Genomic DNA, 23,716 nt, shown 5'->3' with positions numbered 1-23,716 from the left:
GAGAAATGAATCTCAAAGGCGTTTTTTTGCTAGCTTAATCTCATTTTAAAGTCCTGATAACCAAATTCACGAACAATTTCGCAGTCACCATTTTTCTTTTTAATACTAATAGAAGGAAGAGCCATTCCGTTAAATGTCGTGTTTTTAACCATAGAGTAGATAGCCATATCACCAAAAACTAAGCGATCCCCCAATTTTAGTGGCTGATCAAAGGAATAATCTCCTATGACATCACCAGCCATACAAGTTTGTCCTCCAAGGCGGTATAAATAAGGCTTTTCCCCAGCTTCACCGGAATGAAACAAAGGGGGACGGTACGGCATTTCTAACACATCAGGCATGTGACAAGATGCTGAAGTATCAAGTATGGCAATATCTATCCCGTTATGAGTGGTATCAAGTACGGTTGTAATTAAATAGCCAGCATTGAGAGCAACGGCTTCGCCAGGTTCTAAATATACCTCAAGGTTATATTCATTCTGCATTCTTTTAATAGAGCTCTCTAACAAATCGAGATCATAATCTTCTCTTGTAATATGATGACCACCACCAAAATTAATCCATTCCATTTGAGGTAGCCACTCACCAAACTTTTGCACAACAGCATCTAAAGTAGTAGCTAAATCATCAGCATTTTGCTGACATAAAGTATGAAAATGAAGACCTGTAACCCCTTCTAGCCATTCAGGTTGAAACTGCTCACTTTTTACACCAAAGCGGGAGCCAGGTGAGCAAGGGTCATATATAGCATGCCCTTCTTGAGTGGAGCACTCAGGGTTAATACGCAGGCCTATTTTTTTCCCTGCTTGAAGTACCTTTTCTTTGTACTTCATGAGCTGTGAAAAAGAGTTGAAAATGATGTGGTCGCAAATTTCGACGATTTCATCCATTTCGTCATCACGATAAGCTGGAGCATACACGTGATTTTCTTTACCCATCTCTTCGAAGCCCAGCTTAGCTTCAAATAATCCACTCGCTGTCGTTCCGCTTAAATACTCACGAATAAGCGGGTACATATGAAACATAGAAAATGCCTTCTGAGCTAAAATGATTTTGCAGCCGGTTCGATCCATAACACCTTTTAATAGGTTTAGGTTTTTCTCGACTAATCCTTCATCTACTACATAAGTGGGTGTCGGTAATTCTTCAAATTTCATTTTAACGAGCGTACTCCGATTCTTTTTCTTTACTAGTTTCAGGGTCAACCATTTCTGGATTTAAATCTTCTTTCCAAGGTAATCCCCATTTGTTTAGAGCATCCATGAATGGATCTGGATCGAACTCTTCAACATTATAAACTCCTGGTTTATTCCATTTTCCTGTCATAACAAGCATCGCACCGATCATAGCTGGAACACCGGTCGTGTAGGAAACAGCTTGTGAACCAACCTCTTTATAGCAAGCTTCGTGATCGCAAACATTATAAACGTAATAGGTTTTTTCTTTGCCATCTTTTTTACCTTTAAAAATACAACCAATATTTGTTTTACCCTTTGTACGAGGTCCAAGTGAAGCTGGATCAGGTAAAACGGCTTTTAAGAATTGTAGAGGAACGATTTCTTTTCCTTCAAATTCAATTGGCTCAATGGAAGTCATCCCTACATTTTCTAAACATTTTAAATGAGTAAGGTAACTCTCTCCAAAGGTCATAAAGAATCGAATTCGTTTTAGACCTGGAATGTTTTTAGCTAGAGATTCAAGCTCCTCATGATAAAGTAAGTACATATCCTTTTCGCCTACTTCTGGAAAATCATAAACACGCTTAATCTCCATAGGCTTTGTTTCAATCCATTGACCTTCTTCCCAATATCTACCGTTAGCTGAAACTTCACGAATATTAATTTCTGGGTTGAAGTTTGTTGCAAATGGATAGCCATGGTCTCCGGCATTACAATCCAAAATATCAATATACTCAATTTCATCAAAATGATGCTTTAAAGCATGAGCCGAAAAGACACCCGTTACTCCAGGGTCAAAGCCGCTTCCTAAAAGGGCTGTAATCCCTGCTTCCTTAAATCTTTCTTGATATTCCCATTGCCATTTGTATTCAAATTTTGCCGTATCCTCCGGCTCATAGTTCGCTGTATCTAAGTAATGCGTTTTAGTTGCTAGGCATGCATCCATAATCGTTAAATCTTGATATGGAAGAGCGAGATTCATCACAATATCTGGTTTTACTTCTTGTATTAAAGCAATTAATTCATCTACATTGTCTGCATCTACCTGTGCAGTTGTTATTTTGGTAGGACCACCATCAAGCTTCGCTTTAAGGTCATCACATTTAGATTTCGTTCGACTAGCAATACAAATTTCTTCAAATACTTCATGATTCTGAACACATTTATGGATGGCAACAGATGCAACGCCGCCACAACCGATGATAAGTGCTTTTCCCATTTTACCTATCTCCTATCTTTATATATTAGGTTTAGAGAGAATAAACCTACTAACTACAAGTTTCCAAAGCCTCTCTTATACTTTGGACATAAAAAAGCAAGTGCAATACGCATAGTATGCGCGCAACACTTGCTTAAAATATATTCATTCCAAAAAAAGCATAAGTATATTTAGATTATAAACCTTTAAATATACATCTACAATAAAATCTTAAACAAAGTAGGAAGCTTTTCATATTCAAAATATATCATTTAGGATCAGAGTCTTTATAGCAAATAATTATTTTGCCACTCTTATTGACCGTTTCACAAGTTGTATGCATATGCACTGGTTGTAAAGTAACCAACTTATAAAATTTGAGCTTTTAACTCAATCAATAAGGCAACGATATGTTGCCAATCGGCATTTGACCCGGCTGTCCGTATGGCCTTAACTTTCTAAGGAAGTGGTCAAAAAATTATCTGCTTGGAAATACTCAAAACTTTTGAATACTAACTTTCCAATTCAGCCAATTCTATATTATCAGCATATCCTTAAAATAGCAATCAGCAAGTCAAAAAAAATAAAACGAAAAATAAGGGTAATGTTGGAAATGTGTGGTAAGCCGTTAGGTATATGAAATGAAAAAGCAAAAGGAAAGTTTAAAAGCCTATTGTTTTCAGCCATTTGGTTAATGCTTCCTCTCGTTCCTTTAAATGCCCCGACCCTCTTGAGTATTTTCCAAGATATTTTTCAGCTACTATTTTTCCATCTAACATAAAAAGGACTCTTTCTGTTTTAGCTGCTACTTTACTGTCATGTGTAACGAGTACGATGGTAGTATCTTCTTCATTAATCATTGTAAAAATATCCATAATATTTTCAGCTGCGGCAGAGTTTAAGGCCCCTGTCGGTTCGTCGCCAAATAAAATAGTGGGAGAATTAATGAGAGCTCGACAAATGGCAACACGCTGAAGCTGCCCGCCAGAGGCTTCCGTAATATTATGGTTAGCTAGTTTGGAAATCCCTGTTTTTTCCATAAGTTCGAGTGCTTGGAGATGGATTTGTTTTTTACTTTCCTTTTTAGCTAAATAAGCAGGTAAGAGGATATTATCAAACAGATTTAAATTTTTTAATAGATGGATATGTTGAAAAACAAAGCCTAATTGATGAAGTCGTAATTCTGCTAGTCTCTTTTCAGAAAGTGTCGATAGCTCTTTCCCGTTTATTTTAACACTTCCTTTCATGATTTTTTCCATCCCACTTAAATGGTGAAGTAAAGTTGTTTTACCTGATCCTGATGGCCCCATTACGGAGACGAATTCGCCTGTTTCTATCTTTAAATTAATAGTATTCAAGGCTAATTGCCTTTCTTTCATTCCGTAATGTTTACTTAAATTGGTCGCTTCGATAATCGTTTTCATAATCTTGCCTCACTTTCCATTCATTAAGTGGTGATTTTTTAAAGATGACATGCTGAGCATGGTGGTGAACATAACAGATACAATTAAGAAAAGAGGGCTTAAGAGATAAGCGTAAATGGGATTTATAACAAATTCTATTTGTGACGCTCCCAATGTTCCCCAAATCGTATTGATTACAAGAGGACCTAATGTGTTAGAAAGTAACGTACCTAAAAGAACACTTGCTAACATAATAAAACTGACTCTAGAGAGGAACTGAATCTGAATATCCTTAATAGAAAAACCCATTCTTCTCATGATATTAATTTGTGAGAAATCCTTTGCTAGAAGCATCTTTATAAATAAAATGGTGATGAGCATTGAAACAAATAACCCTGTTATATATGAAATAATCGTTATTAATTTCACTTGATTGATTGTTTGACCGAGAGTCTGTGTTAAATAACTCTCTAAATGTGTTACTTTAGCCGGTGAAAAACGAGAAGAGTATTCAGCTATTTTTTCTGGAATAGAGTAGTCTGAATGAATATCGGCACTTATTACATACCAAAGAATATTTTCTGAGTTTTCTTCAAAAACAGCTTTGGCGGTGCGGCCTCCATTCGTAATATCCTGATAAATCCCACTTATAGTAACTTGTTTTTCATCATCAGATGGGCCTCTTTTAATAAAGAGCTGTTCTCCTACCGTTTTATCTAACTCTGAGCTATTTATATAAGAAAGAGCAATTTCATTGTTTTTTGCTGGTGCTCGACCTTCAAGGTAAACGAGAGGAAAAGCCTCTAAGTTACCTGTTTCCACTTGCATTTGTCCCCATTTTCCATCTTGGTCAAGTACCTGAAATCTAGAGGTAATGAGGGGGCTAAATGCTAAAATGGCAGGGTCATTTTTTATATAGTTCAACACTTCATTAAATCGCTGATCGCTTTCTCTAACATTCTGTAGATCAATTCTTATATCACTATCACCAATACCCATATAAGAGATGAAGGTTGGAGATTCTATAGTCGTTAAAAAATTTAAAGGAACAACCATTAAAAACGAGCAAATAATATATACACCTAGTAAGAGGATAAAGGTTTTAAAACGAATCATAACATCTTGAATACCAAGAAAGGAGTTTACTGGTAAAAATCGGTTTTTCCTTAAAGAAATCCAGTTATTTTTCTGTGTTTTCGTAGCTAAGCTACCCTCTCTTAATGCTTCAGTTGCACTAATTTTTCGAAAGCGATTAAAAGATAAATGACAAAATGAAACGACTAACAGAAAAAGGAAGCTGCTAGCAAGCAATGGGATGATGATATCGATGATTTGATTTGATGGTGCATCGGTTAATATAGCCATCTTAGTATAAAGAAAAGGACTTAAAGAGAGAGAAATAAGATAACCCAATAAGCATGAAAAAGCAGCAAGAAAGATATATTTAGACAGAAATATCCTTTTGATATAAGAAGGAGGAATACCGATAGCTTTCATGACGCCAATTTCCTGAAAATCTTCTTCAATGGTGGCGAATATAGTTAAGCGTAGGCACAGTATGGCAATACTGACTAATAAAAAACTTAATAAAATAATTACAGAGGCAGCAATTCCGTCAGATAGTGCATGTAGAATCATGAATGTTTGGCTATCTATGGCTGGGCCGCTATTCGGTAATGCTGCTGTTTGATAATGTAGGCTAAAATCTGTTAATTGTTTCTTATCGGCTAGTTGAAATTGTATTAAGTACTCGATTTCTCCGTGAGGGTATAAAGCATTAAAGTCTAACTCATTAATTAAAAACCTTTTAGAGTGAACGAGGGAAGGGTTCATTAAAGCATCTTGAACAAAGGCTGAAATAGTAAATTCCATTGAAAAATGTTCTTCTTGAACGTATACCTTGTCACCTATTTTTAAATCATCACGATATTTATAATATAGAGGAACACCTATTTCTCCATTTGAGATCGTTAATAGATTATGTTTTTCATCTAGAAGAAAATCCATCTTTTCATTTTGCTTAACGAAGCTTATATCCATGACACTATTGTTTTCAGGATTTTGTTTTTTTGCCAAAGATAAATTGGTTCCATCTATATTAATCATTGCTACCGTTTGCTGGAGATTGACCAATGGGCTAGAGGAAGACCATGAATCAATTTGAGCTTGATCGATATCACCTGCATGCATTTGTACAAAGTGAGGTGCTTCAGCTTTGGCAAACAATTCTTCAATGGAATGAGATAATTTAACTAGCATAGTTGCGCCATTTGAAATGCAGAAAGCTGATAATACTAGGAAAATGAATAAGGTTATATGAATGATCTTCTTTCTTTTAAGGTCATTTTTGATTAGTTTTATCCACATGAGAATATTACCTCCCCTCCTTTTATTGTTGAAACACATCCTTTTTTTCCTTCAGCCGATATATCTTTGAAAAATCCACATGTGAAAAAGTCATAGTGGATAAGAGGGAAAATACAGTCCCGAAGGTAACTAAAACGATGAGGCTCAATTGTGGAGTAACGATTATTTCATTAATTTTGTAAGCGAGCTGCTCATTTAGTAATTGTTCGATAGGGTAAAACAGCTTTTCTTGACTCAAAATTCTGAAAAAGGAGGTGGCATATGTCATAGGATTGAAAAGTGCTAAAAGCTGTAACCCCCCTGGAAGCAAACTAATGGGTATGTATACCCCGCAAAGGAAAGTCATCGGAACGGTTATGAGCATTGAGGTTAATTGAAAAGTTTGGGCACTCTTAATAGAAGCCGCTATAAATAATGCGAATGCAGAGAAAGTCAAACCCATTGTAATGAGAAAGAGGAATAGCAAAATCGGTGTCAGAAAAGATGAGTACTGAATTCCGAACAAAAAGCCAATAACTAGAATAATAGTACCCTGAAGCGTTGCTACAGTAGTTGATGCGAGCATTTGACCTAATGCAATATATACTCTTTTGACAGGACTTACTAATATCTCTTTCATATAGCCTGAGGCGATATCATCAATGGTTGAGAAGGCAATATTTAAAGAAGTTTGAAAGACGACGATCATAACGATTCCTGTTAAGACATAAGGAAAGGGTTCAGCTATATGGGCACTTTCAAATAAAGTACTTAATAAATATAAATAGAAAAATGGCATAATAAGAATTAAAATAAGCTGTAATTTATTACGGAAAAATAACTTAATATTCCTCATCCATAAAGCGATAACGACTCTCATTTCTCTACCCCCTCATTTCTCTCCCAGTAATCTCTAAGAAAACATCATTTAATGTTCCTTTTCTAATTTCCAAATCTTTATATAAATTAGAATGTTCTTGAAGCCATTTAAGAAACCCTTTTATCGGCTCAAACTCTATTTTGTAGTAACCATTTGAAAGTTTCCGATAAGGTATTTCTTGAAGCTTTAATTGTCGTTCTAAGCTATTCTGTTGCATGGTTGTTAAGTATATTTGGTCCTTTGTATATTGTTTTTTTAACGATTTTGGGCTATCAAAGGCAATAATTCTTCCGTTATCCATAATGGCAACTTTATGGCTGATTTCAGCTTCTTCAATATAATGGGTTGTAAAGAAAATCGTCAGCTTTTTTTTCTTTTGAAGGTCGGTTAGATAGCTCCAAATTTTTGAGCGGGTTTGTGGATCGAGACCAGTTGTGGGCTCATCTAGGAAAAGAATTTTTGGTTCGTGTAATAAGCTTCTCGCTATTTCAACCCGACGCTTCATTCCACCAGATAGGCTTTGGATGGGGCTTTTTTTTCGACCAATTAAATCAACTAGCTCAAGGGTCATATCAATCCGTTTACTCATTTCTTTTTGTGGTACATCGTAAAAATGACCATGCATTTTTAAGTTTTCTTCAACGGTCATTTTGGGGTCAAGCGTAGAATCTTGAAAAACAACCCCTATCAATTGACGAATTTCCTCCTTCTGTTTACTCACATCCTTCCCTTGAATAAGGATTGTTCCAGAGGTCTTATCCAAAATCGTACATAGCGTATGAATGGTCGTGCTTTTTCCCGCACCATTCGGTCCGAGAAAAGCAAAAATGCTTCCTTCTTCTATTTCGAAGGTAACGTGGTCAACTGCGATGAAATCTCTATATTTTTTTACGAGATTTTCAACCTTAATAATTGAGTTCATCCTTATCCCTCCTTTTATGCCATACAATCAAACCCAGTTGTTTTTAATCATTTTCTGTCGAGCCAGTTAAGACGTCTTTGATAAAATCAAATGTTCCTTTTTTTGCACCAAGAGTGGTTTCAATAATATGAGAAAAGGCAATTGCCTTATTCATCTGCTCCTCTGGTGTCCATTCAAAAATGCCTTCATCGAATAAAAATTGTGAGGAAACGAGTAAAAATTCTACAGTTTCCTTAGGGAAAGGGGTAGAAAAATGACCTTCCTTATTTCCTTGCTCAATAATGGTCGTAATAATGGGCGTTAGCTGCATGATGGTTTCTACAATGCTTTTTTGATGCATTTCAGCGTTGTTAACTGTATGGAATTGCTCTGCCACTTCTTTTTTATGCTGATTTTCTTGATTAGGCATAAAAATATAAAGGAGTTTTTCTGGTGCACTTAAGTCATGGGTGTTAGCAATATTTTGAGCTGAATCAACCGCCTGTTTGATAAACCTATTGACAATCGCATCCATAACTTCTTCCTTCGACTGAAAATGGTGATAGAATGTTCCTTTTGCAATTCCTACCTCTTGCAAAATATTGTTAACGGTTGTTTGGGTATAGCCTTTCGTGACAAAAAGAAGCTCGGCAGCATCCATAATCTCTTTTTTTCTATTATCAGAATCCTTAGTTATCCTCATCACATAATTCCTCCAAAAAATAACTAGACCGACCGTCGGTCCGTTTTAATGAATGTATCATTATTTATTTTTTTCGTCAATGATTAATTTCGAATCCTGCCTTAAAATCTAGGAATTATGGTTTGTTTTTGGTACGAATATTGGCCAATACCTTGACAAAAGCGAGTAAATGATTGACTTTGGAGCAGAAAGGGAATGCTAACTTAGAGTCTATATGCACAAGTAGAGGTGAGGAAATGAATATCATTTGGGGTTTGTTTGGAATCATTGTTGTTTTAGGATTAGCGTTTCTATTTTCTACAAAGAAAAAATCTCTTAATTTTAGAACGATATTAGTTGGACTAGCTATCCAAATCACTTTTGCGTTCATCGTTTTAGAATGGGATTTGGGAAGAGCGGCATTAAATTGGGTAACGATGAGGATACAAGATATTATCAATTTCTCTCAAGAGGGAGCAACCTTTTTGTTCGGTCCTTTAGGTGAGCCCGATCAATTTGGGATGATTTTTGCGTTTCAAGTTTTAACCGTTATCATTTTCTTTTCGGCTTTAATCTCTGTTTTATATCATCTTGGAATTATGCAGTGGTTTATTAAAATTATTGGTGGGGGTCTTTCGAAATTATTAGGAACCAGTCAAACAGAATCAATGTCTGCAGCTGCAAATATTTTTGTTGGTCAAACAGAAGCCCCTTTAGTTATTAAACCATACTTAAAGAATTTGACTATTTCAGAGCTATTTGCCGTTATGACAGGAGGGCTAGCATCCGTAGCCGGATCTGTATTGGTAGGGTATTCATTATTAGGTGTCCCACTTGAATATTTGTTGGCTGCGTGTTTTATGGCTGCTCCTGGTGGATTAGTAATGGCCAAAATTATGCTACCAGAAACGGAAGAGCCAACTACTACTGAAAAAGAAGTAGAGGTTGAAGAAGACGAAAAAGCTGTGAATGTGATTGATGCAGCAGCAAAAGGGGCTGCAGATGGTCTGAAGCTTGCATTAAATGTGGGGGCAATGTTATTAGCGTTTATTGCCTTAATTGCTTTAGTTAATGGAATATTAGGTGGAATTGGCGGAGTGTTTGGCTTCGGTGGCATTACCCTGGAAGGAATTTTAGGTTTCGTTTTTGCACCTATTGCCTTTGCTGTTGGTGTACCTTGGGAAGAAGCCGTTACAGCAGGAAGCTTTATCGGTCAGAAGCTTGTTTTAAATGAATTTGTTGCCTATTCGGCATTTGCACCACAAATTGATATTCTGTCAGATAAGACCGTGTTGGTTGTAAGTTTTGCTCTTTGCGGCTTTGCTAACTTCAGCTCAATGGCTATTTTATTAGGAGGTCTAGGTGGACTAGCTCCAAGCCGTCGAAGTGAAATTGCTAAAATAGGTTTAAGAGCAGTGGCAGCGGGTATGCTAGTGTCTCTGTTGAGTGCTTCAATTGCAGGTATGTTTTTTTAAAATAAATCAATGAGGACCGTCGTGAAGAGATATGAACTTCGCGCCGGTTTATTTTTTTAGGTTTTCGTAAGTGACATCAGATTTGGGTTAAGCTATAATGAGTGACGTTATGATTGTCCTTTTAAAATGGGGGATGGGTTTATTATGATTCGATTGAAGCAAGTGAGTAAAAGCTATTCAAAAGAGGTCGCCGTCCAATCAGTATCACTGAATATACATAAAGGTGAAGTATTTGGAATTATAGGAGCAAGTGGAGCTGGCAAATCAACTTTACTGCGAATGATGAACTTATTGGAGGTTCCAGACGAAGGAAAGATAGAGGTAACAAATCAAGAATTAACGAGTCTTAACAGCAAAGGACTCCGACAAGTACGACAATCGATTGGAATGATTTTTCAGCATTTTCACTTAGTTGCCAATAAAACCGTATATGAAAATGTGTTTGTTTCTTTAGAATTGGCTAGATTCCCTAAAAACAAGAGAAAAGCTCGAGTTGAGGAATGTCTTCATTTTGTTGGTCTTGAAAGATTTAAGGGGAAATATCCTGCGCAACTGAGTGGAGGACAAAAACAGCGAGTGGCGATTGCTAGGGCGTTGGCAAATAATCCACAAGTATTGTTATGCGATGAACCGACATCCTCGCTAGATCCGAATACGACAGCAGAGATTTTGACCGTTTTAAAAAATATCAATCAAACACTTGGTGTGACGATTGTGATTGTTAGCCATGAGATGGATGTGATTAAAAGTGTATGTAACCGTGTCGCAGTAATGGCTGATGGAAAAATATATGAGACGGTAGAACAACAGCCTGTCGGTATCCCACAGATCGATAACAGTCCACAATATTTTGTTAAACAGCTGAAGAAGGATGAGAGCAGTCATGCCTGAAATTTTAATTCAATATGAAGCTCAAATTTTGGGGGCCATCGGAGAAACCTTTGTGATGGTCGCTGTGTCTATATTGGCTGCCGTATTGTTGGGACTTCCTGTTGGGACAATACTATACCTTTGTAGAAAAGGGCAGATTTTAGAAAATCGATTTGTATTTTCTGCTCTAAATTTAATAGTGAATATTATTCGCTCTTTCCCTTTTTTGTTATTGGTCGTTTTTTTAATCCCATTTACAAGGTTGGTGATTGGAACCGCAATTGGAACGGCAGCTGCAACGGTTCCATTATCGATTATTGCTATTGCTCATTATTCACGTTTAGTAGAACAATCATTATTAGATGTACCTAAAGGGGTGATGGAAGCAGCGATCTCAATGGGAGCATCAGTGAGAGAAATTATTTTCAAGTTTCTCTATGTTGACGCTCGTTCAGGACTTGTTCTTGGATTAACGACATCTATTATAAGCTTCATCTCCTATTCAACGATTATGGGAGTAGTTGGTGGTGGGGGAATAGGAGACTTTGCTATCCGCTATGGCTACCAACGATTCGAAACAGAATTAATGATGTATATGATTGTTATTATGGTTATACTTGTACAACTGATTCAATTTACTGGAACAACAATAGCAAGAATCATTGATAAACGATAAAGATTCGGAGGGAATCAACATGAAGAAATTATTAATCTTGATTATATCCTTCCTTGTGTTAGCAGGGTGCGGACAAGAGGATGAGGATTTACAGGAACAAGTAACGGATGGCGAAAGTGAACAAGCTGAGGAAACATTAAAAGTGGCTTCGTTAATTCCACCGATGACGGAGATTTTAGAACTTGTAAAACCCATGTTAGAAGAAGAAGGAATTGATTTAGAAATCGTCGTATTAGGTGATAATGTTCAACCTAATGCTGCACTAGCAGCAAATGAGGTCGATGCCAACTTTTTTCAACATGTCCCTTATATGGAGGACTTCAATGAAAACCAGAATGCAGAGCTAACACCTATCGTTCCAATATACTTTGCCAATTATGGCGTGTATGCTAAAGATTACGATTCAATGGAAGACTTGCCTGAAGGGTCAACGATTGCGATTGCGAATGATATTTCTAATATTGATCGCTCATTAGCACTATTAGCTCAGCATGAAATCATCACATTAGCTGAAACAGAAGAGAAGTACTATACACAAGCAGATATAATCGATAATCCTAAAAATTATAATTTTGAAGAGGTTGATTTATTGATGCTTTCAAGAATGTATGATGATGCAGAAGCCGTTGTCATGACACCAGCCTATGCTTCTCCGTTAGGTCTTACACCCAAAAGTGATGCATTACTAACAGAAGGTACAGACAATGAGTTTGCCATTACTTTAGTAGCAAGAGAGGATAATGCGGATTCAGCAGCCGTTCAGAAGCTAGCTGAAGCTATGACAAGTGAAGCTGTACGTGAGTTTTTAGAAGTAAATTATGATGAAACAGCGATTCCAGCATTTTAGTAAATAAGCAATTCTTCCGTTCAATGAGGACAGAAGAATTGTTTTTTTTACGATTTTTTAAGTCATCAAACAATTGAGTGAATTTCATTATTGCTTTATAAACGAATAAAACCGAACGTTTCTTATAAAATAAGTTTTAAACGTTTTTAATTTACTTCTTGATTGTAACGGTAGGTAGTGACTCCCAAAGGATGAGCGCAGTCTGAAGATCCACTATGACGAAGCTCTGCGTAGTCAGAGTTAGCTGAAGACAAGCCCTTGGGAAAGCATCTACCTAAAGTGAAAATCAAAAACCAAATCGTTCGATTTTCATTATAAGATATGTATGATGAAATTGATTCAATTAAATAAGTAAAAAAGCTTTGATAAAAAAATGAACAGAAAAATAAGTTAAAATAACGGCTGCACAAATGTTCATATAACGGAAGTAAGAAGGCTTCATAATGTGGCTTAAGAAATGTGCTAGGAAGGCAAGGTTAAGATTCCAAATGAATATACCTATAAATATAGATAGGCTACTTCCGAAAAGGATCGTTAGCGGTTGATGGATTTGTTCCGATAGGATAGAGCCGTAAATAGCAAACCAAAAAAGAATATTAATAGGGTTTAATAAGGCAATGAATAGACCGGCCCCATAAGAGTAACGAAGCTTAGAGTGTTGATGAGATAAGGGAGTTGACAATGTCGTCAATTGTTGATTATTTAAAAAGGATTGAAGTGCTAAATAGAGTAAGATAATGGCCCCAATTCCATACATAAAAAACTGAACATATACTTGCTGTAAAAATTGGTGTAAACCTAAAAAGATAAAAATCATAAAAATAAAATCGGCAGACATTGCACCAAGCCCAACGGATAAACCATTAAAAAACCCACCATTAATTCCTCTGCGAACGAGCTCAATGCAAACGGGACCAACTGGAGCAGCTAGACTAATTCCTAGAATAATAGATGATAAAAAGTGGTCCATGTTCACATACCCCCTTATTAAATAGTACATGCTCTTTAGGACAAAATTAGAACAGAGAGACACTTTTATCTCAATTATGTCGTCTATAGATTAATAGCCTCTCATATAATGTGATGAGAGAGGTGAATCGATTGAAGCAAAGCTTATTATTGGATCAACAAAGTATGAAAGAAAGGGCATTACCGAGCTGGTTCTTTAAAAGCTATGACGAGTTCAAACAAGTAGTGATAAAGAATGATTTTCCTTGTTTTTTTGGGAGAAGAGCTGAAAAGATGGGAGAGCTACGATATTCCTTTTTGCCACATGCTGATTGGAGTGAGCTGCCACGAACCTTGAGGCAATTTTTGCTGTTGACTCAGGAGAGACCTTTAGTAAGAAGAGGGCTTTTTGTATTTGTAGAGCCAGAAGAAAAAGAACAAAGTTTAGAGTATTATCGTCAATACTTTTGGGATGTTATGCAATATTTAAATATCCAAGATAAAAAAAGATGGCCATTACACACGCCGAGTGATCCGAACCATTACTTATGGAGCTTTTGCTTTGATGAACAGTCTATTTTTGCTTTTGCGAATGCACCAGCCTATAAACAAAGAAAAACAAGAGACTTAGGGCAAAGTATGGTAATTGGGTTTCAACCAAGAATCATTTTTGAAGGCTTAGAAGGAACAGATTTAGGGGGTATTCAATCGCGCCAAGCAGTCAGAGAGCGTGTAGAGAAGTGGGATCAAATCCCTAAACATCCAGACATTAGTCATTACGGAGATCCGAATCATCATGAATGGAAGCAGTTTTTTATAAGTGATAATTGTGAGCCTATAAAAGGGGGGTGTCCTTTTAAGGCTGTTCAGAAAGATTAAAACGAGGTCGAAAAGTACTTCGCAAAAAAAGAGACCAAAATTAGTGGAGAAGGTCATCGTTCGAAGCGATTACCACTATTTTTTTAGAGAAAGTGAGCTAAACACTCAAAACTTGAAATAAATAATGAACAAGCCCTTCCTGCTTATTATAAGAAGAAGGGCCTTGCTGTATTGCCTCTGAGAATACGTTCTTTTAGCGGACGCAAGACACATTTACTCCAGTGGGATGAAGTGGACATGCCTAAATTCACTTTTAAAAAAGTTAGTTCGGCGCCGCCATACCGGAGTGTTTTGGGGTATCGAACAAATGACTAAATCAATACTTAGGAGTTTCTTAGTCCCGGCACTTTAGAGTTCGTTTATTTGGCTTCATAGCTAAAATAGTCGAAATCAGCGTGAAGGCTTTCTCCTGTTGAGTCCTGACATTGCATTCCAACGAAGGCGCCTGTGAAAAAACCACCTCCACGAATATAATCATCAGATAGCTTGTATGAGTCAAAATCTATTTCAATTTGGTTCCAGTTTTGACCGTCGAATGAATACGAATAGCGATAATGTTGAGTTTCTACATTTACTCTGATATAGACATACTCGACGGAATCTGGAACGATGATTTCATGACCTCTTAAAGGCTGACCAAAGCTACCGTTATCGCATGTCATAATATCAAGAATTCTACCTTTTTCTTCATTCCATGTGACCTGTAAGGTTGTCCAGTTTTCAGTATTATAGTAATTAACTACACCAGCTGCTTGCTGAAAGCTTTCTGGATTGAATTTCACCTTTGTTTCAGCTTGGAAGCGGAAATGCTGCCATCTTCTAGCTACATAGGCTTGAGTAAAATGTGAAGTTAACGACTCTTTCCCGTAAAGACGTAGGTGACCCGGATTGTCGGTCAATGACAAGGTATTTCTTTCTAAAGGAATTCGTAAGGATTGATAATGTAGACTTAATTTTTCGTCATTAAAATCATCAAGAACAGGCTCTTCCTCCCAAGGTTGCTCCGCAATATTAGGGCCTTCAATCTCCAATGCCGGTTGATTTCCACCAACAACATATGGCCAATCATTTTTCCATTCTAATCTCTGTATAGCCGTTTCTCGACCAAGTGGACAGTACCCTCTTGGTAAGATTAATGGCTGACCCTCTCTAGGTAAAGGGCGACCAGTTAAGTGAACGAGAAACCATTCATTTGTATGAGTTTGTACTATAGAAGCATGCCCTGCTTTTTGCAATGGATTACGAATAGAAGGGTAGGATGTAATTAATGGATTTTCAGGATGAACCTCATAAGGTCCCCAAATATCCTTTGAACGAGCTATGGTGGCTTGATGTTCAAATTCTGTTCCGCCTTCTGCGGTTAATAAGTAATAATAGTCACCTATTTTATAAAGGTGGGGAGCTTCTGTTAATTTAATATCAGTTCCCTTGAAAATGACTTCTCTTTTTCCAACTAGTTTTTCTTTTGAGTGATCATATTCTTGTAATACGATGCCATAAAAACTATGATTACCCATTCGATGATCCCAAACCATATTGACAAAGTACTTTTTACCATCGTCATGGTGGAATAGAGAAGGATCAAACCCTGAACTATTCATGTGAATGGGCTCGGACCACTCACCATCAATGCTATCACAAGTGACTAAATAATTATGGCAATCCTTCCACTGACCATTGACTACTTTGACGTCTGTATAAATGAGCCAAAACTTACCATCTGAATAAGAGAGAGCAGGAGCCCATATACCGCCGGAATTTGGGTTTCCGCGCATATCTAATTGACTAACTCTATTAAGTGGGCGTGAAACAAGCTTCCAATTCTTTAAATCTCTAGAATGATAGATTCCAACTCCTGGAAACCATTCAAATGTTGAAACGGCAATATAGTAATCTTCTCCTGCACGACAAATACTAGGGTCTGGATTAAAGCCAGTTAAAATCGGGTTTTGAATGAGTGACATCATATTTCCACCTTTCATTATTTTTAAAAGTATTTTAAAGAAGCTAATAAGTGATGTGTTCAATTCACTTATATAAACTTCATTTAAAGATAAAACTTAGTTTCATTAAAAACGTATACATTGATTTTAATAATTAAAATGTAAACGCTTGCTAATTACATTATACACTTAGTTTGTTTAGTAAACAAACATTGTTTTAGGGGATTTTGTAAACTTTTTCTTTTCTTTTGCTTAATATTTTTACATCTTATAGACGGCAACTATTTCTCATTTAAATTCGTGTATTTACAGTGCTTGAATCAAAATGTGATAAAACAAAAAGTATTATAAAGATTTATGACTTTTGATATAGATCTTTTTAGTGTTACGAAGCATTTTTTTAGAGTTTATATTTTTAGACTTAAAATTAACTAAAAATAAATAAGACGATCGATTCAAGGTAATTTTCTACTTTTATTGAATTAGATTAAGAGGATACGATTTATTAGAATAGTTTAAACATTCTAACGTTTTGCGTATTCTCTTTCATTTCACTATTTTTTAATAGATTTATACTTGAATCAATTTCATAATTCATATCTTATAATGAAAACTGAACGATTAGGTTTTTGATTTTCACTTTAGGTAGATGCTTTCCCAAGGGCTTGTCTTCAGCTAACTCTGACTACGCAGAGCTTGCCAGAGTGGATTTTCAGACTGCGCTGATCCTTTGGGAGTCACTACCTACCGTTTCAATCAAGAAGTTAATTCGCAAACGTTAAAAAAATATTATATTAAGAAACGTTCGGTTTTATTCGTTAATAGAGCAATTATGAAATTCACTCACTTTTCTATTATGAAATAAATTTAAATAAAAGGAGTTTGATGTTGTGTTAAGAAAATCATTCACATCTGTTTGGTTAATTGCTTTTCTTATGTTTTTTTCTTTTTTTCCATTTTCTAATGGTGTAGGGGCAGAGGGAACACTTCAAACGACAAATGCTGATCCTTTAGCCGACTTGATTGGTGAAATTGATGTTACCACGAATGAGATTACTTCCGTTATCGTCGAGCTGACCGAGCCGTCAGTTATAGAAGCGAAGTCAGAAGGAGAAGTTCAAACCCAAAGTAATCTATCTAATGCCAGACAACAAGTTCAAACCGATATTTCTGATGTTATAGATGATGCTCAATTTCTACATGAATTTGAACATGTATTCTCTGGATTTTCGATGGAATTAAAGGCCGAGGAAGTTCCAGTCTTACTAAATGTACCTGGAATTAAGGCTGTCTATCCTAATATTACATACACGACAACGACGGTCGGTGAACCGGAGTTTATTGCAGAAGATGCCTATTCTCCCCTTATGAATGAAAGTGCCCCTCATATTGGTGCAGACCTCGTATGGGAGACCGGATTAACAGGGGAAGGTGTTACGGTTGCCATTATTGATACGGGTGTAGATTATACACACCCTGATTTAGAAGGAGCTTTTGGAGATTATAAAGGATGGGACTTTGTAGATAATGACGATGACCCGCAAGAAACTCCTCCAAACGATCCTAGAGGAGATGAAACGAATCACGGTACCCATGTTGCTGGGACGGTTGCAGCGAATGGATTAATAAAAGGTGTAGCACCAGATGCAACCTTACTTGCTTACCGTGTTTTAGGGCCAGGGGGCTCTGGAAGCTCTGATAATGTCATAGCTGCTATTGAACGATCTGTTCTAGATGGTGCTGATATTATGAACCTATCGTTAGGAAACTCTCTTAATAACCCAGATTTTGCAACAAGTATAGCATTGGATTGGGCAATGTCTGAAGGTGTTGTTGCTGTTACATCGAACGGAAATAGTGGGCCGAATAACTGGACAGTAGGTTCTCCAGGTACCTCAAGAGAAGCTCTGTCTGTTGGTGCAACACAGCTTCCTTATAATCTTTATCATGTTGAATTTGATACTTTAGGAGATTTTTCATACCCTTCTGCAAAAGTAATGGGTTCTCCAAGTGATGATGAATTACTAGAATTAGATGGCGAGACTTATGAATTTGTAGATGTAGGGTTCGGGGCACCAGAGGAATTTGACGGAAAAGATGTAGAAGGTAAAGTAGCTTTAATAAGTCGTGGAGCTGGAATTGCCTTTGTAGATAAAGCAACAGCGGCTAAAGATGCTGGCGCCGTTGCTGCGGTTATGTATAATAATGCAGCAGGTGAGATTGTTATGGTTCCAGGTACGGATATTCCTACATTCCGAATAACGGCAGAAGATGGAGCCAATTTGTTAGAGGAACTTGAAAATGGGCTAAATGAAATTACCTTCCAGCTAGAATATGATTCTACAGTTGGAGAAACAATGGCAGACTTCTCATCACGTGGTCCTGTAACGGATACGTGGATGATTAAGCCTGATGTTTCAGCACCAGGTGTTAATATAAGAAGTACGGTCCCAACTCATAATCCAGAAAACCCACATGGCTATGCTGCGATGCAGGGTACAAGTATGGCATCGCCACATGCTGCAGGTGCAGCTGCGCTTATTTTGCAGGATAATCCTGACTGGAGTGTAGAGAGAGTAAAAGCAGCTTTAATGAATACAGCAGAAACATTAGTGAACCCTGATACAAATAGTAGATACCCACATAATACACAAGGTGCAGGTAGTATTCGCATCGTAAATTCGCTTGAAACGAATACACTGGTCACTCCAGGTAGTCATTCTTTTGGAACATTTTTAAAGGAAAAAGGAAAGCAGGTTGAGAGACAGCACTTTACGATTCGTAACTTATCATCGGAGAGAATTGCTTATAATTTTGATGTTGAAATTGAAAATGGTGGTAAAGCAATTAAAGTGATGACAAGTAATAATTTACGTGTTAATCCTGGTAAATCTCAGAAGGTTAATATGAATGTTCAAGTCGATGCCAGTAAATTAGATCCTGGATATTATGAAGGCACGATTACGATATCAGGTGGGAATGAAACAGTTGAGGTTCCAACGATATTATTTGTGAAGGAGCCAGATTACCCTCGAGTTGCTAATCCATTTTTGACTCAACTTGGACTTGATGTTTATGAAATTGGTGGCTCATTACCGGGAGGAGCAGAGATTGTAGATATATTTATCTATCATTCTAATGCAGGGCAGGAACCATTAGAATATATCGGTGACATCGCTCATCTTACGGATGTAAGCTCAGGGTACAATCCGATTTACGAATGGGATCGAACCGTTAATGGCGAGAGGTTAGAAGCAGGATATTATAATATTTATATCTATGCAACAAAAGAAGGGAAATCAGATTTAGCAGGAATGAATGTTCAATTAAGGTAAGAGTTGTATTTAGTTATCTCATAACAAATAATAGTCTTTCATAGAAAATCTCCAAAGTATCAGGACCTTTCTTCAATCAAAAGAAGGAGGGTCCTGTTTTGTTTGTATATGCGCCATTACCATTTTTGGGCTTTGTACAGCCACATTATTTTGATGAATACTTTTCGCTAAGCTTCTTAAAGACAAAATAATCATTAGGTAAAAAACGGGTCAAATTTCCATAAACGGTATTATTAAGTTTTTTTAAAAGCTATAATGAAAAAGATAAACAAGTTGAAGAGGTCTGGTGTTCATGGCCTTTTTTTTGTAGGGTTGGCAAGTTTTATTCTTTTATGAAGTACCAAACCATTAAAAGTTCGAAATAATAATTAGAAATGGGTTCTAAGAAGGTTGGTGAAAAAAGTGCTTCAGCGTCGTATAACTTTAATCGCTCTATTATTCGCTATAGTATCTAGTATCGTAATTATAGCTACATCTATTGATAGTTCCTCTGAGGGGATGATGATAGGAGAAGAAGCTATTAATTTACATCTAGAAGATGAGAATGGTCATTTGCAATCGTTAGAACAATATAAAGGAAAGACGATTATCCTTAACTTTTGGGCTTCATGGTGCGACATATGTATCGATGAAATGCCTGATTTAATAAGTATGTATGAACATAACAAAGAGAAAGATGTAGTCATTATAGGGATAAATAGAACAACAACGGAAATAACAAAAGAACGTGCTTATGAATCAATAGAAGAGCTGCAAATCAACTTTCCTATATTATTTGATTTAGAAGACGAAGCAAGTCAAATGTATCAAGTGGTTTATTTACCTAAAACAGTCATTATCGACAAAGATTTTAAAGTTAGAAATCAATTTGAAGGCAAGGTAACAGAAGAGATGTTAGCTTTAATGATAGAGGAATTATAAAAAAAGAAAGAGTATGTGTTAATGGATGAGTTATACATACTCTTTTAAAAATCCAAAAAAATTAGTTTGACATTTCTAAAATGAGCATGTTAAGATTCGAAATAAGTCCAACATAGATCTAAGTTGGATTTAACCAAACGTCGTGATAGATCTATGTTAGATTTCTAAAGGGGGATCATAATGAGTAAACGATTGCTTGCCTTTTATGGTGACGATTTCACAGGCTCCACCGATGCAATGGAAGCGTTACATAAATTCGGACTCAAGACTATTCTCTTCTTACGAGTTCCTGATGAAGAACATCTTAAGGCATTTGATAAATACCCATGTATAGGAATTGCAGGTACAGCTAGAGCTAAACGAAAAGAAGGTATGAAAAAAGAGCTGACTCCCATATTAGAGTTTTTTCACAAAATGAATCCGTACTTTGTTCACTACAAAGTATGTTCAACCTTTGATTCATCTCCTGAGGTGGGCAGTATTGGATACGCAGCTGATTTAGCAAGGGAATATTTTAGAAATGATTATTATCCATTATTAGTGGCTGCCCCAAGGTTAGGAAGGTATACCGCATTTGGCCATCATTTTGCAAAATTTGGTGAAGAAGTTTTTCGTCTAGATCAGCATCCTGTTATGTCAAAGCATCCGGTCACTCCAATGGATGAATCAGATCTTGTAAAACATCTGCAAAAGCAAACTGAGCAAAATGTTGGTAAGGTTACCATTTTAGATTTAGAAAAGGTATTGGAAGAATCAATAACGGCAACTTCAGAAGATATTTTGCTATTTGACGCTTTAGAGGAGAAACATATGAGCAAGATTGGTGACATCATTTGGGATAAAAAAGCAGAAGATACGCAATTTCTTTTAGGTTCATCTGGTATAGAGTATGTACTTGGCGAAAAGATGGAAAAAGAAGGGGGTTATTCACTTCATTCTTCCAATCCATTAAAGAAAAAGAACATTCAATCTGTTTTAGGGTTTTCAGGTAGTGTTTCAGAGGTTACAAAGCAACAGCTTGACCAAGCAGAAAAAGATGGATTTCATCTAGAGAAAATACCTTATGAATTATTTACAAACGATGAGAAAGCGTTATCTTATCTGAATCAAATGATAGAGTTACTGAAGGTTAAACCTAAATTAATCCTTTATACAGCTAAAGGTAGAGAAGATGCTGCTATTGAACAAACGAGACAGCATTTATTACAAGCAGGGATAGAAAAAGAGGATATCGGAATTTTTATTGGCGAAAAGCTCGGAGACTGGACAAAGTATATGATGGACCATAGTGAGGTAGAAAGGTTGATTATTTCTGGGGGAGATACATCTGGCTTTGTTACATCTCAACTAGAAATCTATGGACTTGAGGTAGTAGAATCCGTTGCTCCAGGAGCTCCTTTATGTTTAGCTTATTCTCAAAATAAAAGGTATGATGGGATAGAAATTGCTTTGAAAAGTGGACAGCTTGGTGGGTTACATTTCTTTGAGAATATATTCCGAGTTGGTTGAACAAAAGCAAAATAAACCATGAGAGGATATTCAAAACATGCTATTAAAGGATATTGCCTATGAAAAAATTAAAGATAAAATACTAGAGGAGTTTTACGAGCCTGGAAGATTCCTATCAGAAAGAACGTTAATAGCAGAATTAGGGATGAGTAAAACACCTATTAAGAATGCGTTAGTTAGATTAGAATCAGAAGGATTTGTAACAGTATCTTCTAAACAAGGTATTTTTGTAAACGATTTATCAATAGAGAAAATAAACGATATTTATAATCTACGAATTGCTTTAGAAACATTTAATTGTCAAGAAATTTACCGGAAAATAACAAGTGAGCAGGTAAAGGAATTAGAAGAAAATTTGGAAGAGACGAAAAAGGTTGCCCAAAGAAAAGATGTAAAAGCTTTTGCTACGCTTGATCACGAATTTCACTTAGCTATCAGTGAATTTGCTGGAAATAGTGAAATTACAAGAATCCTTTTAAATTATCAAGATCACTTAAGACGAATCACACTAAGACATTTGAAAAAAGACCCGGATAGAGTCCGAAAATTCTATTTAGAACACGTCGATATTTGTGAAGCTTTAAAGGGAAATCGAGAAGACAGTACGGATTTAATGAGAAAACATTTAATAGACTCGAAGTTAATCTATTTTCAATAATATCAATGATTTTACTTGTGAGTTAAAGGAGACAATATAATGAAAGCAGTGTATGTAACAGAGGCAGAAAAAATTGAAGTAAAGGAGATAGATATCCCCGAATTAAAAAAGGATGAGGTGTTAATAAAAGTAGCTGTAGCAGGTATATGTGGCTCAGATATTCACACTTATAAGGGGTTACATCCTTTTAGAAAACCACCAGTAGTTATAGGCCATGAGGTTGCTGGTGAAGTTATAAAAGTGGGAAATGAGGTTCATGATATAAAAGTAGGTGACCGAGTTACTGTTGAACCTCAAATAGGATCTGGTGAGAGTGAGGGAGAAATGACAGGAAATGTGAACTACTCGGATAAACGCCTCGCACCTGGTATGGGAGATTGGTTAGGGACAATGGCTGAATATTTTGTTTCTCCAGCTTCTCAAGTTATTTCTTTGCCTGATTCTGTTTCCTACGAAAGGGGAGTATTGGTCGAGCCACTAGCGGTTGGTGTGCATGCAGCGTTTAAAGCCGATATAAAGTCTACCGATCGTGTAGCTATTTTAGGTGCAGGACCTATTGGCTTATTAACTCTTGCAGCGGTTCGTGCTCGTGGTGTGACAGCAACTCTTGTAACTGATGTATTACAATACTCCCTAGATGTTGCTATAGATTTAGGAGCAACCAAAACCTTAAATATAATGGAAAATGAAGATTGGATTAAACAAAGTAAAGAAGAAATGGGAGGTTCATTTGACAAAGTCTTTATTACTGCAGGTGTAAAAGGGATTGTCAATGATGCCCTTAATTTATTGAAAAAAGGTGGAAAAGTAGTGACTGTCGCTATGTTCCACGGGCCACAAACCATTGATATCGAACAGCTTCAACAAAATGAAAAAGAGATTATTGGGTGTATGACATACAATCGTCCCGATACGTTAGAAGCGTTAGAAATTATTGAGAAAAATGAAATACCAGTAGATAAAGTTATTTCACATTATTTAAATTACAACGAGGCAGATAAAGGCTTTAGGATTGTTGATAAAAAAGAGGAACAATCAGTCAAGGTGCTTGTCTCCTTTCAATAAAG

General features: G+C 36.4%; 19 protein-coding genes. 10 read left to right on the top strand and 9 right to left on the bottom strand.

Features of this window, described 5'->3' with window-relative positions:
* Positions 1 to 29 precede the first annotated feature (29 nt).
* The 7 genes from nspC to AZF04_RS14125 all read right to left on the bottom strand — a co-directional run bounded on the left by nspC (position 30) and on the right by AZF04_RS14125 (position 8,609).
* Positions 30 to 1,157 carry a carboxynorspermidine decarboxylase gene (gene nspC, locus AZF04_RS14155; RefSeq protein ID WP_061949286.1) on the bottom strand — a complete coding sequence of 376 codons (1,128 nt, stop codon included), beginning with the start codon at positions 1,155 to 1,157 and terminating at the stop codon, positions 30 to 32.
* A gap of 1 nt (position 1,158) precedes the next feature.
* A complete protein-coding gene (locus tag AZF04_RS14150) occupies positions 1,159 to 2,397 on the bottom strand; it encodes a saccharopine dehydrogenase family protein (RefSeq protein WP_061949285.1) in 1,239 nt (412 codons plus the stop codon).
* A gap of 641 nt (positions 2,398 to 3,038) precedes the next feature.
* Complete coding sequence (locus AZF04_RS14145; RefSeq protein ID WP_061949284.1) at positions 3,039 to 3,800, bottom strand: ABC transporter ATP-binding protein; 762 nt, start codon at positions 3,798 to 3,800, stop codon at positions 3,039 to 3,041.
* A 9-nt stretch (positions 3,801 to 3,809) separates the two neighbouring features.
* Positions 3,810 to 6,146 (bottom strand): FtsX-like permease family protein, encoded by a 2,337-nt coding sequence (locus AZF04_RS14140; RefSeq protein WP_061949283.1) that lies wholly within the window; start codon positions 6,144 to 6,146, stop codon positions 3,810 to 3,812.
* A 22-nt stretch (positions 6,147 to 6,168) separates the two neighbouring features.
* The gene (locus tag AZF04_RS14135) at positions 6,169 to 7,005 is read right to left on the bottom strand and encodes an ABC transporter permease (protein WP_045478581.1); all 837 of its coding nucleotides are present in this window, start codon (positions 7,003 to 7,005) and stop codon (positions 6,169 to 6,171) included.
* Positions 7,006 to 7,009: 4 nt separating this feature from the next.
* Positions 7,010 to 7,927 (bottom strand): ABC transporter ATP-binding protein, encoded by a 918-nt coding sequence (locus AZF04_RS14130; protein WP_061949282.1) that lies wholly within the window; start codon positions 7,925 to 7,927, stop codon positions 7,010 to 7,012.
* A gap of 43 nt (positions 7,928 to 7,970) precedes the next feature.
* Positions 7,971 to 8,609, bottom strand: coding sequence for a TetR/AcrR family transcriptional regulator (locus AZF04_RS14125; protein WP_061949281.1), 639 nt, complete (start codon positions 8,607 to 8,609; stop codon positions 7,971 to 7,973).
* A 236-nt stretch (positions 8,610 to 8,845) separates the two neighbouring features.
* On the opposite strand from AZF04_RS14125, the gene AZF04_RS14120 reads away from it, so the two are divergent.
* The 4 genes from AZF04_RS14120 (at position 8,846) to AZF04_RS14105 (ending at position 12,456) form a co-directional block, all read left to right on the top strand.
* Positions 8,846 to 10,063, top strand: a complete 1,218-nt coding sequence (locus AZF04_RS14120) for a NupC/NupG family nucleoside CNT transporter (protein WP_061949280.1) — start codon at positions 8,846 to 8,848, stop codon at positions 10,061 to 10,063.
* A 144-nt stretch (positions 10,064 to 10,207) separates the two neighbouring features.
* A complete protein-coding gene (locus tag AZF04_RS14115; RefSeq protein WP_061949279.1) occupies positions 10,208 to 10,954 on the top strand; it encodes a methionine ABC transporter ATP-binding protein in 747 nt (248 codons plus the stop codon).
* Complete coding sequence (locus AZF04_RS14110) at positions 10,947 to 11,609, top strand: methionine ABC transporter permease (RefSeq protein WP_061949278.1); 663 nt, start codon at positions 10,947 to 10,949, stop codon at positions 11,607 to 11,609. The genes AZF04_RS14115 and AZF04_RS14110 overlap by 8 nt, the downstream gene beginning before the upstream one ends.
* 19 nt (positions 11,610 to 11,628) lie before the next feature.
* Complete coding sequence (locus AZF04_RS14105) at positions 11,629 to 12,456, top strand: MetQ/NlpA family ABC transporter substrate-binding protein (RefSeq protein ID WP_061949277.1); 828 nt, start codon at positions 11,629 to 11,631, stop codon at positions 12,454 to 12,456.
* Between the two features lie 343 nt (positions 12,457 to 12,799).
* Here the strand turns inward: AZF04_RS14105 and AZF04_RS14100 are convergent, their stop codons facing one another.
* The gene (locus AZF04_RS14100) at positions 12,800 to 13,426 is read right to left on the bottom strand and encodes a LysE family translocator (protein ID WP_061949276.1); all 627 of its coding nucleotides are present in this window, start codon (positions 13,424 to 13,426) and stop codon (positions 12,800 to 12,802) included.
* 131 nt (positions 13,427 to 13,557) lie between these two features.
* Here AZF04_RS14100 and AZF04_RS14095 point away from each other — a divergent pair, with 131 nt between their 5' ends.
* Positions 13,558 to 14,283 (top strand): YqcI/YcgG family protein, encoded by a 726-nt coding sequence (locus AZF04_RS14095; RefSeq protein ID WP_061949275.1) that lies wholly within the window; start codon positions 13,558 to 13,560, stop codon positions 14,281 to 14,283.
* Positions 14,284 to 14,642: 359 nt separating this feature from the next.
* Here AZF04_RS14095 and AZF04_RS14090 read toward each other — a convergent pair whose 3' ends face one another.
* A complete protein-coding gene (locus AZF04_RS14090; protein WP_061949274.1) occupies positions 14,643 to 16,247 on the bottom strand; it encodes a glycoside hydrolase family 43 protein in 1,605 nt (534 codons plus the stop codon).
* A 914-nt stretch (positions 16,248 to 17,161) separates the two neighbouring features.
* Here AZF04_RS14090 and AZF04_RS14085 point away from each other — a divergent pair.
* The 5 genes from AZF04_RS14085 (at position 17,162) to AZF04_RS14065 (ending at position 23,714) form a co-directional block, all read left to right on the top strand.
* Positions 17,162 to 19,561, top strand: coding sequence for a S8 family serine peptidase (locus AZF04_RS14085; RefSeq protein WP_061949465.1), 2,400 nt, complete (start codon positions 17,162 to 17,164; stop codon positions 19,559 to 19,561).
* A gap of 402 nt (positions 19,562 to 19,963) precedes the next feature.
* Complete coding sequence (locus AZF04_RS14080) at positions 19,964 to 20,482, top strand: TlpA disulfide reductase family protein (RefSeq protein WP_153017265.1); 519 nt, start codon at positions 19,964 to 19,966, stop codon at positions 20,480 to 20,482.
* Positions 20,483 to 20,662: 180 nt separating this feature from the next.
* Entirely contained in the window at positions 20,663 to 21,991 is a 1,329-nt protein-coding gene (locus AZF04_RS14075) for a four-carbon acid sugar kinase family protein (protein ID WP_061949272.1), read from the top strand.
* A 37-nt stretch (positions 21,992 to 22,028) separates the two neighbouring features.
* Entirely contained in the window at positions 22,029 to 22,649 is a 621-nt protein-coding gene (locus AZF04_RS14070) for a GntR family transcriptional regulator (protein ID WP_061949271.1), read from the top strand.
* Between the two features lie 39 nt (positions 22,650 to 22,688).
* Complete coding sequence (locus tag AZF04_RS14065; protein WP_061949270.1) at positions 22,689 to 23,714, top strand: zinc-dependent alcohol dehydrogenase; 1,026 nt, start codon at positions 22,689 to 22,691, stop codon at positions 23,712 to 23,714.
* The last annotated feature ends 2 nt before the right edge of the window (positions 23,715 to 23,716 follow it).

The organism is Alkalihalobacillus trypoxylicola, assembly GCF_001590785.1.
Lineage (GTDB): Bacteria > Bacillota > Bacilli > Bacillales > Bacillaceae_D > Alkalihalobacillus > Alkalihalobacillus trypoxylicola.
The sequence above is the reverse complement of the archived record's forward strand: the minus strand, read 5'-3'. Positions and strand labels throughout refer to the sequence as shown.

Bases quoted from the DNA above. Each gene is read 5' to 3' on its own strand.
- AZF04_RS14125 (WP_061949281.1), bottom strand. From the start codon at position 8,609: ATGAGGATAACTAAGGATTCTGATAATAGAAAAAAAGAGATTATGGAT.
- AZF04_RS14115 (WP_061949279.1), top strand. From the start codon at position 10,208: ATGATTCGATTGAAGCAAGTGAGTAAAAGCTATTCAAAAGAGGTCGCC.
- AZF04_RS14075 (WP_061949272.1), top strand. From the start codon at position 20,663: ATGAGTAAACGATTGCTTGCCTTTTATGGTGACGATTTCACAGGCTCC.
- AZF04_RS14070 (WP_061949271.1), top strand. From the start codon at position 22,029: ATGCTATTAAAGGATATTGCCTATGAAAAAATTAAAGATAAAATACTA.
- AZF04_RS14100 (WP_061949276.1), bottom strand. From the start codon at position 13,426: ATGGACCACTTTTTATCATCTATTATTCTAGGAATTAGTCTAGCTGCT.
- nspC (WP_061949286.1), bottom strand. From the start codon at position 1,157: ATGAAATTTGAAGAATTACCGACACCCACTTATGTAGTAGATGAAGGA.
- AZF04_RS14090 (WP_061949274.1), bottom strand. From the start codon at position 16,247: ATGTCACTCATTCAAAACCCGATTTTAACTGGCTTTAATCCAGACCCT.
- AZF04_RS14105 (WP_061949277.1), top strand. From the start codon at position 11,629: ATGAAGAAATTATTAATCTTGATTATATCCTTCCTTGTGTTAGCAGGG.
- AZF04_RS14065 (WP_061949270.1), top strand. From the start codon at position 22,689: ATGAAAGCAGTGTATGTAACAGAGGCAGAAAAAATTGAAGTAAAGGAG.
- AZF04_RS14145 (WP_061949284.1), bottom strand. From the start codon at position 3,800: ATGAAAACGATTATCGAAGCGACCAATTTAAGTAAACATTACGGAATG.
- AZF04_RS14135 (WP_045478581.1), bottom strand. From the start codon at position 7,005: ATGAGAGTCGTTATCGCTTTATGGATGAGGAATATTAAGTTATTTTTC.
- AZF04_RS14140 (WP_061949283.1), bottom strand. From the start codon at position 6,146: ATGTGGATAAAACTAATCAAAAATGACCTTAAAAGAAAGAAGATCATT.
- AZF04_RS14130 (WP_061949282.1), bottom strand. From the start codon at position 7,927: ATGAACTCAATTATTAAGGTTGAAAATCTCGTAAAAAAATATAGAGAT.
- AZF04_RS14085 (WP_061949465.1), top strand. From the start codon at position 17,162: ATGTTTTTTTCTTTTTTTCCATTTTCTAATGGTGTAGGGGCAGAGGGA.
- AZF04_RS14150 (WP_061949285.1), bottom strand. From the start codon at position 2,397: ATGGGAAAAGCACTTATCATCGGTTGTGGCGGCGTTGCATCTGTTGCC.
- AZF04_RS14120 (WP_061949280.1), top strand. From the start codon at position 8,846: ATGAATATCATTTGGGGTTTGTTTGGAATCATTGTTGTTTTAGGATTA.
- AZF04_RS14110 (WP_061949278.1), top strand. From the start codon at position 10,947: ATGCCTGAAATTTTAATTCAATATGAAGCTCAAATTTTGGGGGCCATC.